Annotated in this window: 10 protein-coding genes and 1 pseudogene; all 11 read right to left on the reverse strand. The window is 62.4% G+C overall.

Annotated features, from left to right (window positions below; genetic code table 11):
- Position 1 precedes the first annotated feature (1 nt).
- Positions 2–2,752 (reverse strand): malto-oligosyltrehalose synthase, encoded by a 2,751-nt coding sequence (locus tag ACQRBT_RS21730; protein ID WP_412046124.1) that lies wholly within the window; start codon positions 2,750–2,752, stop codon positions 2–4.
- Positions 2,749–4,833, reverse strand: coding sequence for a 4-alpha-glucanotransferase (malQ, locus tag ACQRBT_RS21735; protein WP_060752713.1), 2,085 nt, complete (start codon positions 4,831–4,833; stop codon positions 2,749–2,751). Before malQ ends, ACQRBT_RS21730 begins: the two co-directional genes overlap by 4 nt.
- Positions 4,830–6,575, reverse strand: a complete 1,746-nt coding sequence (treZ, locus tag ACQRBT_RS21740) for a malto-oligosyltrehalose trehalohydrolase (protein WP_060752714.1) — start codon at positions 6,573–6,575, stop codon at positions 4,830–4,832. Before treZ ends, malQ begins: the two co-directional genes overlap by 4 nt.
- Before the next feature lie 19 nt (positions 6,576–6,594).
- Positions 6,595–8,148 carry a glycogen synthase GlgA gene (gene glgA / locus ACQRBT_RS21745; RefSeq protein WP_060752715.1) on the reverse strand — a complete coding sequence of 518 codons (1,554 nt, stop codon included), beginning with the start codon at positions 8,146–8,148 and terminating at the stop codon, positions 6,595–6,597.
- Between the two features lie 473 nt (positions 8,149–8,621).
- Positions 8,622–9,575, reverse strand: a complete 954-nt coding sequence (locus tag ACQRBT_RS21750; protein ID WP_205343946.1) for a D-2-hydroxyacid dehydrogenase family protein — start codon at positions 9,573–9,575, stop codon at positions 8,622–8,624.
- Between the two features lie 25 nt (positions 9,576–9,600).
- The gene (locus ACQRBT_RS21755) at positions 9,601–10,602 is read right to left on the reverse strand and encodes an alpha/beta fold hydrolase (protein ID WP_060752717.1); all 1,002 of its coding nucleotides are present in this window, start codon (positions 10,600–10,602) and stop codon (positions 9,601–9,603) included.
- Positions 10,603–10,646: 44 nt separating this feature from the next.
- On the reverse strand, positions 10,647–11,090 hold the full coding sequence (locus ACQRBT_RS21760) for a YqaA family protein (protein ID WP_060752718.1): 444 nt from the start codon (positions 11,088–11,090) through the stop codon (positions 10,647–10,649).
- The gene (locus ACQRBT_RS21765) at positions 11,087–11,533 is read right to left on the reverse strand and encodes a DUF411 domain-containing protein (protein ID WP_060752719.1); all 447 of its coding nucleotides are present in this window, start codon (positions 11,531–11,533) and stop codon (positions 11,087–11,089) included. The genes ACQRBT_RS21760 and ACQRBT_RS21765 overlap by 4 nt, the downstream gene beginning before the upstream one ends.
- 81 nt (positions 11,534–11,614) lie before the next feature.
- Positions 11,615–12,073 carry an SRPBCC family protein gene (locus ACQRBT_RS21770; RefSeq protein ID WP_060752720.1) on the reverse strand — a complete coding sequence of 153 codons (459 nt, stop codon included), beginning with the start codon at positions 12,071–12,073 and terminating at the stop codon, positions 11,615–11,617.
- A gap of 91 nt (positions 12,074–12,164) precedes the next feature.
- Positions 12,165–13,010: a methyl-accepting chemotaxis protein gene (locus ACQRBT_RS21775; RefSeq protein ID WP_412458293.1), complete on the reverse strand. Its 846-nt coding sequence runs from the start codon at positions 13,008–13,010 to the stop codon at positions 12,165–12,167.
- A 15-nt stretch (positions 13,011–13,025) separates the two neighbouring features.
- Positions 13,026–14,159 (reverse strand): annotated as a pseudogene (locus ACQRBT_RS21780) (cache domain-containing protein); the annotation flags it as partial.
- Between the last annotated feature and the right edge of the window lie 53 nt (positions 14,160–14,212).

The following is a 14,212-nucleotide window of genomic DNA, read 5'->3' on the forward strand; positions in this document are numbered from 1 at the left end:
TTCAGCTTTCTTGATCATCAGGATTGATAAAGACATTGACTGGGCATTCCCCCAGGGCAGTGCTGATCAACAACTCCTTGTTGGGTGTGACTGCGCCCGTTTGAAAAAGTCCCTTCCAGTTTTGCGTTATGCCGGTAAACGGTAATTTCACCCGCGTATCGCCCCAAACCCGCGCAGGAATATGCGGCCGTTCACTGTTTTCAAGCAGGCGATGGGGCCAGCGTGGCACCACCACCAGTACGCGTTTGCCCTGCTGTTCGCGGTAGAACGCGACCACGTGTTCGGCATGGGTGCCCTCGACCTCCAAGGGCGTGTAGCTGCCCCGGCTGAACACTTCGGGGTGGGCCTTGCGCAAGGCCAGTACCTGGGCGATCACCGCTTGTTTGATACGCCCATCGCGCCAGTTGGACAAGCCTTCTTCGATGCCCGGTGGTGCCTGCAACGCGCGTTGCCGTGAGCTGAAATCCACCGGACGGCGGTTGTCCGGGTCCACCAGGCTGAAGTCCCAGAACTCATCGCCCTGGTACAGGTCCGGCACCCCCGGCACGGTAAGGCGAAGCAAGGTTTGCGCCAGACCATTCAAGGCGCCGGCCGGTGCGATGGCATCGGCGGCTTGCGCCAGCGCAGTGCGTAATGGCTGGCCTTCAGGGCTGAGCAACAGGCGCGACAGGAACGTTTCAACCCCTTTCTCATAGGCTTCGTTCGGTGCGCTCCAACTGCTCTGCAACTTGGCCTCGCGCAGGGCCTTCTGTTGCCATTGCCAGAGTCGTTGCTGGTAGCCCTCAAGGTCAGGGTTGGCGTTCAGCGGCCAACTGCCGAGCAGTACTTGATAAAGGATCAGTTCATCGCCGGCGGAGGGGCCATTGCCATCCTCGCGTAACGGCGTCGCCAGGTGGCGCCAGTGCTGTACTTGTTCGGCGTACCACGGTGCGCACTCGCTGATCACCGCCAGGCGCGCACGGCTGTCTTCACCGCGTTTATGGTCATGGGTGGCGGTGGCCAGCAGGTTATCCGGAAAGCTCTGCAAGCGTTGTTGGTTGGCGGTGTGAAAGTCGGCCAGGGAGGCGCTGAACTGCTCAGTGCTGAAGCCCACATCGTTACGCGACAGCAACACCGCCGACCGATAAAACGCAGTGTCCTCCACCGCCTTGGCCGCTGCCGGCGAGGTCAGTTGCTGGAAGCGCACGCAGGCATGCTTGAGTATCTTGCGCTCGCGGCCGCGCGGGCGATTGCGCCAGGGCTGGCCGCCCAACCAGTTTTCCAGGTGGTCGAGCACCGGCCAGTCACCTTCACTCAGGATCTCGCGGGCGCCGCTCATGGCGTGCTGGAAGACACGCTCATCGTCGGCACTGCGGCCCTGGGCGCTGATATAAGTGCGATACACCGGGAAGTGCACGATCAGCGCCTGCAACGCACGGCGGATCGCGCCCAGTGTCAGGTCACGCGTCATCACATCGTCGCGGGCCACTTGCAACAGTGCCTGGGCAACGCTTTCAAAGTCGCCGGCCAAGGAGCCGTTGAGGATTTGCTGGCGCGCCAGCCACGCCTCTTCGATGAATGCCGAGGGGCGTTCGCTATGGTGCGTCCATAATTGCGCCAGCGGCTCAAAGCCTTGCGGGTCATGTTGCAGCAGTGACAGCTGGTTCATGAATTCATAGCCTGTGGTTCCGTCCACCTGCCAGTCCTGGCGCAGGGTTTCGCCTTCGCCCAGAATCTTTTCCACGAAGATCGGCACGTGCCGCCCGGGCGCCAGCGCATCCACTCGACGACGCAACTTGCGGCAGTAGCCCCGTGGGTCGGCCAGGCCGTCGACATGGTCAATGCGCAAGCCGTCCACCAGGCCCTGGCTGATCAGTTCGAAGATCTTGGCGTGGGTGGCCTCGAATACGGCGCTGCGCTCGACGCGCAGGCCACCCAGTTCGTTCACGTCGAAGAAGCGTCGCCAGTTGATGTCGTCGGCGGCGGTACGCCAGCTGGCCAGGCGGTAAGTCTGTTGTTCCAGCAACTGGTGCAGTTGCTCGAAGCCCTCAGGCGTACGGCTGTCGAATGCCTTGAGCCGCTGTTCGATGGCCGGCGACACTGCGCTCGCGCGCTCGGCAAGCGCCTGCTTGAGCGCGGCCGCTTCGCGGTAGGCATCGTCCTGATAGGCGAGGGCGCTGAAACGGTCGGCCAATGGTTTGAGCGATTCATCGTGGCCGAGAATCACGCCATAATCTCTCGGGCAGATCGGAAAGCGATGTTCGTAATGCTCGACGTAGAAAGCGCCGTGTTCAGCATCGAAATGCAGGGTCAGCGTGCCGCTTTGCAAGGCTTCGCCGTAGTCGCTGCCCAGGAACGGCATCAACAGTTGGCCCTTGAGCAGCGGGTCGGGGGAGTGCCACTGGATATCGAAGAATTCGCTGTAGGGGCTCAGGCGGCCCCACTCCAGCAAGTCCAGCCACCAGGGGTTGTCGGCACCGCCGACGGCCATGTGGTTGGAGACGATATCCAGGATCAACCCCATCCCGTGCTCACGCAAGGTGGCCACGAGGCGGTGCAGGGCAGGCTCGCCGCCCAGCTCCGGGTTGATGCGGGTGGGGTCGACGACATCGTACCCGTGCATGGAGCCGGCCCGGGCGCAGAGCAGTGGTGAGGCGTATAGATGGCTGATGCCCAGCCGGGCGAAATACGGCACCAGCGGCACCGCATCATCGAGGGTGAAACCTTTATGAAATTGCAGGCGTTGGGTGGCGCGTAAAGGGAATGCTTTCATCGGTCACGCTCGTGGGCCTGGTTACGGGCTACGGCCAGCAGTTCTAGGCGGCGGGCGGCACCGGCATTGTCGAGTAGGCTGGACGCCTCGCCGGGCAGGCGGCGGCGCCAATTGGGGTGGGTGTCGGTGGTACCGGGCAGGTTGGCCTGCTCTTCCAGGCCCAGCGCGTCCTCCAGTGGCAGCAGCACCAACGGTGCACGGGTGTGGCCCAGGTAGCGTACGCTGGCGTCGATCATATGGTCGGTCTCATTGCGGATCTCATCGACGAAATTCTGCGGGTCCTGGCTCAACGCCTGACGCAACGCCTGGCGTTCACGCAGGCGGTGTTCGCTCCATTGCTCCACGGTGGGGGCATCGATCAGGCCCAGTTGGATATTCCATTCGATATCGCGGCTATGCCACCAGCCGTTGAGGGTCGGCAAATCATGGGTGCTGGTGGTGGCCAAGGCGTTATCCGGCCAGTCGAGAATCGGTTTGAATTGGCCATCGTGATGCTGTTCGAACAACAGCACGCGCATGCCAAGGATCGAGCGGCCGCTGAGTTTTTCCCGCAGGCCGTCGGGCACCGTGCCCAGGTCTTCACCCAGCACAATGGCCTGGTGGCGATGGGACTCCAGGGCCAATAGGCGCAGCATGTCATCCACCGGGTAATACAGGTACGCCCCGTCACGTGGCGATGCGCCGTTGGGGATCACCCACAGGCGTTGCAGGCCCATCACATGGTCGATACGCAGGCCGCCGGCATGTGCGAAGTTGGCCCGCAACATCTCGATAAAGGCCCGAAAACCGTTGCGCTTGAGGCCCTCCGGGGAGAATGCGGAGATGCCCCAGCCTTGGCCCGCGCGGTTAAGGATGTCCGGTGGTGCTCCCACGGTGAGGTCGGCCAGCAGTTCATCCTGGCGGCTCCACGCCTGGCTGCCGCCGCCGTCGGCGCCGACGGCCAGGTCAGCGATCAGGCCAACGCCCATGCCGCTGCCCCGGGCGGCTTGCTGTGCCCGTTGCAGGCTGCGGGCGATCAGCCATTGGCAGAAGGCGAAGTAGCCGATCTCGTCGCGGTGTTCCTCGGCGAACTGGGCCAGGGCCGGGCTCTGCGGGGTACGCCAGTCTTGTGGCCAGTGGCGCCAGTCGAGGTCTTCGCCGGCAGCGGCGCGCTGGGCTTGCACGGCTTCGAAGCGGCAGTGGTTTTCCAGGGCTTCACCGCCGGTCTGGCGGAAACTGAGGAAGTCGGCGTGTTGCGGGTGCTCGCCCTGGCGGAAATCTTCATACAGCGTGCGCAGCAAGCGTTGCTTGGCCTTGGCGGCGGCGGGCCAGTCGATCAGCGGCAGTTGTTCAAGGGCATGCAGTTCCTCTTCCAACCCGGCGGCGGCAATCGCGTTGCGTACTTCACGCTCGCCCAGGATGCACGCCGGGGAGGCATACAGGCTGTTGAGAAACAGGCGGCTGGACGGTGAATAAGGGCTGTAGCGCTCGGTGTCGGCGCTGAACATGGCGTGCATCGGGCTGATCGCCAGGGCGTCGGCACCGCGTTCGGCGGCGGAACGGACCAGGTGCTCCAGGGCCAGGGTGTCGCCAAAACCGCCGTCACCGAGGCGCCGCAGGCCATACAGTTGGGCGCTCAGGCCCCAGGCGCGGGCGGGACGGCTGTCGACCGCCTCGGCCACGCTGTAGCAGTGGTCGGGAGCCACGGCCAGGGTGAAAGTCTGGTCGGCGATATGCACACAGTGGTAGCCCAGGGCAATGATGCCAGGCAGCACGGCATCACCGTCGAGGCGCAACTCCAGGGTTTCACCCTGTTCCAGGCTGACCCGGCAGGGCGTGTCCGGCGCGAAGTAGCGCGCCAGGTCCAAGGGCTCACCGGAGTCGATGGTCATGAGGGGCGGCAGGTGCTTGTCTTGTTGCACCTGCTCAAGTTCCAGCAGGCTGGCTTCGATCTCGGCGTCGGTGTCGGCCGGGTGGCCCAGGCCTTTGAGCACCGCGCGCAGGGCGTCGGGTTTCACATGTTGCGGGCGGCCGTTGGCGTCGATCCAATCGACGGCCAGGCCCGCGCGGCTGGCGAGGATTTCCAGGTTCGCTTCGCTCAAGGGTGATCTCCAACAGGGGTTAGGAAGACGCGTGCGCTGAAGGGCGCCAGAAGCGCGCCCTGATTGGCCGGCGTTTGGAAAAGACAGGCGTGCGGCGCTGCGTGTTCGAGGGGCTCGGCGCTCAGGTTGAGGTCGATTTGCAACAGGCTGCCGTTGCCCAGCCGCCAGCGGGCGCTGACGGCGCCGTCGGCCAGCACCCGCGCCCCGAGAGCCACGCAGCCGGGCAAGTGAGGCACGATATGTTGGTGACGCAGGCTCAGCAGTTGCCGGTAGAGCTGGGTGTGTTCGTTCTCGCTAAACGAAGGGATCGAACGCTGGAAGGTTGTCAGGGCATTGGGATCGGGGATCCGCTCACGCTGTTCAGGGTCATTGAAGGCGGCGAAGTCGGCAAACTCATTGCGTCGGCCTTCGCGTACCGCCTCAGCCAGTTCGCCGTGATGATCGGTGAAAAACAGGAAGGGTTCTTCGGCCGCCACCTCATCGCCCATGAACACCAGGGGAATCATCGGCGACAGCAGCAATAACGTAGTGGCGGCTTTCAGGGCCTGGGGTGAACACAACTGATGCAGGCGTTCACCCAAGGCGCGATTGCCGATCTGGTCATGGTTCTGCAAGAACAGTACGAAGGCACTCGGCGGCAGGTGCCCGCTGGGCTCACCGCGAGGGACGCCGTGGCGGTTGGCCTGCCCCTGGTAGATAAAACCTTCGCTCAGGCAGCGAGCCAACAGGGCCGTGGTGTCTGCGGCAAAGTCGCGGTAATAGGCGTCGGTCTCGCCGGTCAGCAGCACATGCAGGGCATTGTGGCCGTCGTCGTTCCATTGCGCATCGAAATCCTGTTCCAGCAGGTTGGCCTGGTTGTGCTCGTTTTCCAGCAACAGCCACACCTGGCGGCCCAGGTCGACCTGTTCGCGCACACGCTGCGCCAACGCGTGCAGGAACCCGGGGTTGTCGATGGCGTGCACGGCGTCCAGGCGCAAGCCGTCGAAGCGATATTCCAGCAGCCACATCAGCGCGTTATCGAGGAAGAAGTCGCGTACTTCCCGGCGATCGAAATCGATCCCGGCGCCCCAGGGCGTGTGCACGTCCTCTTGAAAGAACGCCTTGGCGTATTGGCCCAGATAGTTACCGTCGGGCCCGAAGTGGTTGTAGACCACATCGAGAATCACCGCCAGGCCGTGTCCATGGGCGCTGTCGATCAGGTGCTTGAGTTGTTCAGGCGTGCCGTAGGAGGCCTGCGGTGCATAGGGCAGCACCCCGTCGTAGCCCCAATTGCGCTCGCCGGGAAACTGCGCCAAGGGCATCAGTTCGATAGCGGTGAAGCCCAGTTCAGCCAGGCGTGGCAGGTGTTTTTCAACGGCGGCGTAGCCCCCCAGTGCGCCGACATGCAGCTCGTAGATCACCGCTTCGTGCCAGGGCCGGCCCTGCCAGTGGCTGTTCTGCCAGGGGTAAGCGAGCGGGTCGACGACCCGGCTCCAACCGTGGACATCCGAGGCCTGGGCCCTGGACGCCGGGTCGGGGACATCGGTTTCACCGTCGATGTTGTAGCGGTAGCAAGTGCCCGCCGGGCACTTGATCTCTACTTCGAACCAGCCATCTGCCTGGGGCAGCATGGCAATGGATTTTCCGTCTTTGAATTCAACGCTGACATAAAACGCGTCTGGCGCCCACAAGGCAAAACGCGTGTGTTGCGCGTCCAGCATGATTGCACCGTGGGGCCAGGTTTCCAGAGTCCATGACGGCATCTGTGAAGACCTCCCTTGATTACTTGGCCGATTTCCCTAAAGCCTTGGCCACCAGTTGTTCGTAGAGTTCGGCGTAGGGTTCCACGGCCTGGCACCAGTTGAACGGTTGAGTCATGGCGCGGCTGCGCATCGCATTAAGCAGGCCGGGGAAGGCAAATACCTTGAAGGCGCGGGTGAGGGCGGCTTTATAGCTGTCCACCGTGGATTCATTGAACAGGAAGCCGGTCACGCCATCTTCGATAGTGTCGGCCAGGCCGCCGGTATTGCGCGCCACCGGCAGCGAGCCGAAGCGCTGCGCGTACATCTGGCTCAGGCCGCAGGGTTCGTAGCGCGATGGCATCAACAGGAAATCGCTGCCGGCGAACATGCGGCGGGCATCGGTTTCGTTGAAGCCGATCCGCACGCCCACTTGACCGGGAAAGCGCAGGGCCAGCTCGCGCATGGCCTGTTCTTCTTCCGGCTCGCCACGCCCGATAATGGCGATCTGGCCGCCGTTTTCGACGATAAAGCTGGCCACCGCCTCGGTGAGGTCCAGACCTTTCTGATAGACCAGACGCGAGACCACGGCGAACAACGGGCCGGTGGAGTCGTGCAGGCCGAACAGTTCGCGCACATGGGCGGCGTTGATGGCCTTGCCGTTCCAGTCACCGATATTGAAGTTGTGGACCAGGTGGGTGTCGGTGGACGTTTCCCAGCTTTCATCAATGCCGTTGGGAATACCGCTGAGCAGACCCTGTTGGGTCTTGCTGGCTAAAAAGCCATCCAGGCCGCAGCCGAATTCGGGGGTGGTGATTTCCTGGGCGTAGGTGGCACTCACCGTGGTGATATGACTTGAATAGGCCATGCCCGCCTTGAGGAACGACATCTTGCCGTAGAACTCCATGCCTTCCTGTTGCAGCGCATGCGGTGGAATCCCCAGCTCTGGGGTGGACGCCAGGCTGACGACGCCCTGATACGCCAGGTTGTGAATGGTGAACAGGGTTGGCGTGCGTGACCCGCGCCAGTGCATGTAGGCCGGGGCCAGGCCCGCCGGCCAGTCATGGGCGTGCACCAGGTCCGGGCACCAGTGGATCTGCGCGAGGTTGGCGGCGATGTCGGCGGCGGCCAGGCCCAGACGGGCGAAGCGAATATGGTTGTCCGGCCAGTCGCGGCCGTTATTGGCGCCGTAGGGCGTGCCTTCACGCTCGTAGAGTTCGGGGCAGATCAGCACGTAGATGACCAGCCCATCCTTGAGGTCCATGCGCCCGATCTTGCACGGCGGCAGCGCGGCGTGACCGCCCAGCTCGCCAATGATATGAATCGGGTTGTCGCTCTCCATCACTTGCGGATAACCCGGGATCAACACTCGCACATCGTGCAGATGCGCCATGGCGCGGGGCAGGGCGGCAGACACATCGCCCAGGCCGCCGGTCTTCACCAGGTCGGCGAATTCGGAGGTGACGAAGAGGACTTTTTTCCGATTGGGGTTGTGACTCACGACCGGCCGCACCGTGTTGATGTCAACTAAAGAGCTCGCCCCGCCAACTGGCTGACTAACACGTTCTCCCTGAATACTTGAAACGGCACTGATCATAGTTCTCTCCACGTGTAGGGTCGGTTAGTGGCCCGCTGCCACTAGCTCGATGACCGCATCCTGCGGCCACGCGCACAAGTGCAATACAATTCTGGCAAGGCTTATGCCAGTTGCACGGTTGGCAGAAATAGATTGGATGGGCGGGCATCGGGGTGTTAATCCAGTGTGCTCGCCCTACCTTAAAACTTGACCAGTGGCCGAGTTGGAAAGTTTAGATTTTTTGCGGGGTTTTTGTTTTGGAACGGACCCATCGGTCATGAGTCTAGGACAGATCCCAGAGCCTGTAGGCTTTCTAAGGAAATTTTGTAGGACAAAAAACTTCTAACCCCAAAACCGCAGGTTGTAGTGAGCGGGCTTGCCCCGCGCTGGAGTGCGAAGCGCTCCCATTCATTTTCCGTCGGCAGTACCGGGGTAAGGCCACCAAAACGCCCCACCCCAGTGCAAACCCGCTCCCAGCATTGGTGCAGGGTGCGTCAGCCCAGCACGCGAATGGGCGTACCGGCCGCCCAAGCTTGAACATCCTCGATCATCTGCTGATAGAACTGCCGGTAATTCTGCTCGCTCACATAACCGATATGGGGCGTGGCCAATACGTTGGGCAGGCGGCGGAAGGGGTGGTCCGCCGGTAGTGGCTCTTCGCCGTATACGTCCAGGGCGGCCCCGGCCAAGCGGCCACTTTCCAGCGCGGCCACCAGCGCCTGTTCATCCACAATCGGCCCGCGTGCGGTGTTCACCAGGCGTGCCGTCGGCTTCATCCAGCCCAGCGCCTGGGCGTCGACCAGCCCGCGGCTGCGCTCGCTGAGTACCAAGTGCACGCTGAGGATGTCGGCTTGTTCAAACAGCGCCTGTTTGCTGACCCAGGTTACACCGCATTGCGCGGCCCGTTCCGGGGTCAGGTTTTCACTCCAGGCGATGACGCGCATACCGAACACCTGGGCAAACTGCGCGACTTTCTGGCCAATGCTGCCCAGGCCGAGAATGCCCAGGGTCTTGCCATACAAGTCGCCGCCCAGGCCGACTTGCCAGCCGCCGGCACGCAACGAGTTGGCTTCGGCCAGCAGGTTGCGGGTGGCGGCCATGATCAAGGCCCAGGTCAATTCCGGCGCTGCCTGTTTATAGCTGTCGGTGCCGCACACCTGAATGCCCAGGGCCTGGGCGGCGGCAATGTCGATAGCGGCATTGCGCATGCCGCCGGTCACCAGCAGCTTGAGATCAGGCAGGCCCTGCAGCAGCGCCTTATCGAAGGTGGAGCGCTCACGCATCACGCAGATCACCTCGAAGCCTTTCAAGCGTTCGATCATCGTCGCGGTGTCTGCCGGGTAGTCGTGCAGGAAGTGCACTTGGCCAACTGGCGCCAGCCCTGACCAATCCACCACGCCACTGGCCACCTGCTGCCAATCATCAATGACTGCTATCTGTAATGACATTCACCCGTGCCTCGATCAAATGGGATTAAAGGGCGTTCAAACCCTGCAACAGTGCCGCGTGAAACTGGGCCGGCTCCTCCATTTGCGGTGCGTGCCCCAGCCCGGGGAACTCCACCAGGGTCGCATGGGGGATCAACTGGGCCACCTGCTTGCCCAACACGGCGTAGTTGCCGATCTTCGCCTTGACCTCAGGTGGCGCAAGGTCCTTGCCGATTGCCGTGGTATCGGCGGTGCCGATCAGCAGCAGGGTCGGCATCTGCAAGTCCTTGAACTCGTAGTACACCGGCTGGGTGAAGATCATGTCGTAAATCAGCGCCGAGTTCCATGCGACCTGGGTATGCCCCGGGCCCTGGTTGAGGCCGGCGAGCATATCCACCCAGCGTTCGTATTCGGGCTTCCAGCGGCCGACGTAGTAGGTCTCCTGTTCATACTTGCGGATGCCCTCGGCGCTGAGTTTCAACTCTCGCTCGTACCATTGGTCCACGCTGCGATAAGGCACGTCCTGCGCTTTCCAATCTTCCAGGCCAATGGGATTGACCAAGGCCAGCTGTTCGGTTTGTGCCGGGTAGAGCAGTGCATAACGGGTTGCCAGCATGCCGCCGGTGGAATGGCCGAGGATCGTGGCCTTTTGAATGCCGAGCTTTTCCAGCAACTGATGGGTGTTGATTGCCAATTGCTGGAAGCTGTACTGGTAGTGATCGGGCTTGCTGGAGGTACAGAAACCGATCTGGTCCGGCGCAATCACCCGGTAGCCGGCGTCGCTCAGGGCTTTGATCGAACCTTCCCAGGTGGCGCCGCAGAAGTTCTTGCCATGCATCAGCACCACGCTGCGGCCGTTGGCGTGGCCTTTGGGGGGTACGTCCATATAGCCCATTTGCAGGTGTTTGCCTTGGGACTGGAAGTCAAAGTGTTGTACCGGATACGGGTATTCGAAGCCTTGCAACTCAGGCCCGTAGGTAGCGGCAAACGCCGGGGCGGTACCCAGGGCGAACAGGCCGGACAGACAGGCAGCGCGGACGAGTGACATGGTACGTGCTCCGAATAGAATGCCCGGATGCTGTTTGGAGGGGATTAAGTGGGGATTAACACCCAGTGCAACGTCAGCGCCGCGAGCACGGCGTAGCGCAAACCTTTGGCCAGTGTCACCAGGAGCAGGAAGCGCCACAGCGGCTCGCGCATGACGCCTGCGACCAGGGTCAGCGGGTCACCGATAATCGGCACCCAACTGAGCAGCAGCGTCCAGTGCCCCCAGCGCTCGTAGTGGCGGCGTGCCTTGTCCAGCTGTTTTGTGCTGACGGGAAACCAGCGCCGGGCCTTGAAGTGTTCAACCCAGCGCCCCAGCCACCAGTTCACCAGCGAGCCCAGTACGTTGCCCAAGGTGGCAATGCCCAGCAGCAGCCAGAGGCTGTAGTGCCCGCTGAGCAGCAGCCCGACCAACACCGCTTCGGACTGCAACGGCAGCAGGGTGGCGGCACCGAAGGCCGCCACGAATAAGCCCAGGTAACCTGTGATCATCGTGCCGGGTATTCAGCCACCACCACATCGCTGCCGTCCCGGGTCAGGCCGATCACTTGATAGGCCTCGCTGTGACCGTCGACTTCCATGCCGGGTGAGCCCAGCGGCATGCCCGGCGCGGCAATGCCGAGCAGATCGTCGCGTTTGCGCAAGGCCAGCACCTGTTCGGCCGGCACGTGGCCTTCGACGAACTTGCCGTCGATCACGGCGGTATGGCATGAGCCCAGGCGCGGTGCCACGCCCAGGCGCTGTTTGACGGCGCTCATATCCGCCTCGACGTGGTCGTTGACCTTGAAACCGTTGCTTTGCAGATGGCTGATCCACTTTTTGCAGCAACCGCAATTTGCGTCGCGGTGCACATCGATCGGGATCAGGTCGGCCGCCTGGGCCAGGGTGCTGGTGAACAGGGCTGAAAGCAGGACCAAGCGCAATGGGTTTTTCATTCGGGTGTCGTCCAATACCGGGCAGTAAGCCGAGCATTCTCCCTGCTTTTTTGGTTGGGACACTGTTGTAATGTTTCTAAATTATACGAAGGGCGGGTTTTCCAGCCTGCATTTGAGCCGGTCGAGGGCCGTAGCCGAAAGCTGGACCATGCGCTCACGCAAGCTGGTCAACTGCAATTCGGTTTCGTAGGTCAGCACGCGCTTGAACAGCGTGCCGCCTTGATGGGGCAGCAGGAAATAGTGAATGGAGCCGTCAACGGCCAGAGACGTGAACACGGTCTTGAATTCGCTGGGCGGCCGGGCGATCTGCACGCGATAACTCATGGGCACCCGTACGCCCATGAGATCGATAATTTCCGTGAAGCGAGTGCCGGCCGGCAGTGAACCGCTGGTGCCGGTCTCGGCGCTGAGTGAGGTCGGGTGCCATTCGTGCCAGCGATCCGGCTGGGTCACGTAATCGTAGACAAGGTCGATGGGGGCCTGAATAAAACGTTCCTGACTGACCTGCTCCAAGCGGATCGAATGCTCAACAACGTGCATCACACACCTCCTGTGTGGCGGGAATTTGCACTAGGAACTGTCAGAATAGTCCCACTCCCGAGCATTGCACGGGAGTGTTCCGGTGTTTTTTTCAGCGCACCTTGAAGCGACTCATCAACGCAATCACTCGGCCATTAGCGTCCAGCAGGCTCTGGGTATTGCTTTGCGTGGCATGCCCGCTATGCACCAGCTCTTCGACCATTTGTCGGATCTGCACCATGCTGCGGTTGATCTCCTCGGTCACTGCGCTTTGCTGCTCGGCGGCCGTGGCGATCTGGGTGCTGAGGTTATTGATATGGCTGACCGAGCCGGCCATCTCATCCAGGCCGGTGTTGACCCGTGCCGTGGCGTCCGCTGCCGACTGGCAACTGGCCTGGGTGTTTTCCATGGCGGCCACCGAGGAACTCACGCCGCTGGTCAAGCGTGCCAGCATCTCGTTGATCTGCGACGTGCTGGCCTGGGTGCGCGCCGCCAGCGCACGTACCTCATCGGCTACGACCGCAAACCCACGGCCTTGCTCACCCGCGCGGGCCGCTTCGATGGCCGCGTTGAGAGCCAGCAGGTTGGTCTGGCCGGCAATCGCGCCGATTACCCCCAGGGTCTCGGTGATGCGCGCGGCATCCTGGCGCATGTTCTCCACGGTGTGGGTTGCGCTGGCGACTTCGTCGATCAGCGCGCTGACGCTACTGGACGCTTCGCCCACGACCACTCGGGAGTGATCGGCGTGCTCGTTGGCACGCTGGGTGAACGCAGCGGTTTCAGCGGCGCTGTGCGCGACGGTGTCGGCGGTGGAACTCATTTCGGTGATCGCCGTGACGGTCTGGTCGGTCTCGCTGGCATGCCGCATCAGGATCTGGTTGGTGTGCGCCGAGGTTTGCTGCAACTGCTCAAGGCTCGACGACATCGCGCCGGTGGCCTGGGTCACTTCGCCGATCATGTTTTGCAGGTAGACGATAAAGCGGTTCACCGAATGACCGATGGCGCCCAGTTCGTCTTCGGCGCGGATGGTGATCCGCCGCGTCAGGTCGGCATCCCCGGTCGACAGGGCGTCGATGTTGGTTTTCAGCGTCTTCATGCGCTGTACCAGCTTGCGAATGGCATAGACGGCCAGTATCACCAGCAGCAACACCATCGGAATTTGCAGCAGGGCCAGGCTGCTGAGCACGTCATCGCGTTGCGCCGTAATCAGCGAAGTCGGCAGGGCGGTGGCGAGGAACCAGGGCGTGCCCTCGATGGCGCGCAAGTAGAAGGTACTGGCCACGCCCTGGTTGTCGAACTCGCTGCGTTGCAGCGCCTGGTCGCGGTGGGCGAGGGCCTGGCTGACCTGGGCGGCGAATGCCGAGGTGCCGGCCAGTTCGCTGATGTTTTTCAAGACCACCGGGCCGCTGATGCGCGAGCTGTTGCTGATGATCTTGCCGTCGCCCTCGACGATCAGCATCTGCCCGCCGATGTCTTTTTCCTTGTTGGCCACCAGCTCATTGAAGAAACCCAGCGTCACGTCGATGGTGGCCACGCCATAGGCGGCACCGTCACGCTGGATCGCCATGGCGCAGTTGGTGCGCGGCTCCTGGCTGGCGTCGTCCTTGTAGGCGGCGGCCCAGGCACACTGGCCACGGGGGGAGGCGAGGCCGCCCTTGTACCAGCTCTGGTCGTAATAGTTGGGTGCGGCGTCACTGTTCCAGAAGGTGTTGACCGCCAACTTGCCCGAGGCGTCGCGGTGCCAGAACGTGCTGTGTTTATTGCGCCCCGGAGTACGCTGGTTGGGCAACGGCCAGATCCCGCCACCAAACACTTTCAGCTCACCATATTGGTCCACCAGGCCAGGCAGCACCTTATCAATGGCGTCGCTGTCGAGCAGGGGAATGGTTTGGGTGATGGTGCGTTGCTGGGCCTGAACCTTGTTCAGCTCGCCCTGGATCTGTTCGGCGACTTCACTGATGCGGTTGAGCACGACCTGTTCTTCGGTATGGCGCAGCTTGGGCGCGACCAACTGGCCGATACCCACGACGGTCAATACAAATAACACCAGGACGAACAGCACCAGAAACAGGGTATAGCGGGCTTGGATGGAGCGCAGTGCAGGCATGGGACCGTCCTTACGAAGCGTTTATTGTCGACGCGGCTTTGTTGGAGCTTCGT

Origin of the sequence: Pseudomonas sp. R19M (assembly GCF_050312585.1) — a bacterium.
Classification (GTDB): domain Bacteria; phylum Pseudomonadota; class Gammaproteobacteria; order Pseudomonadales; family Pseudomonadaceae; genus Aquipseudomonas; species Aquipseudomonas palleroniana.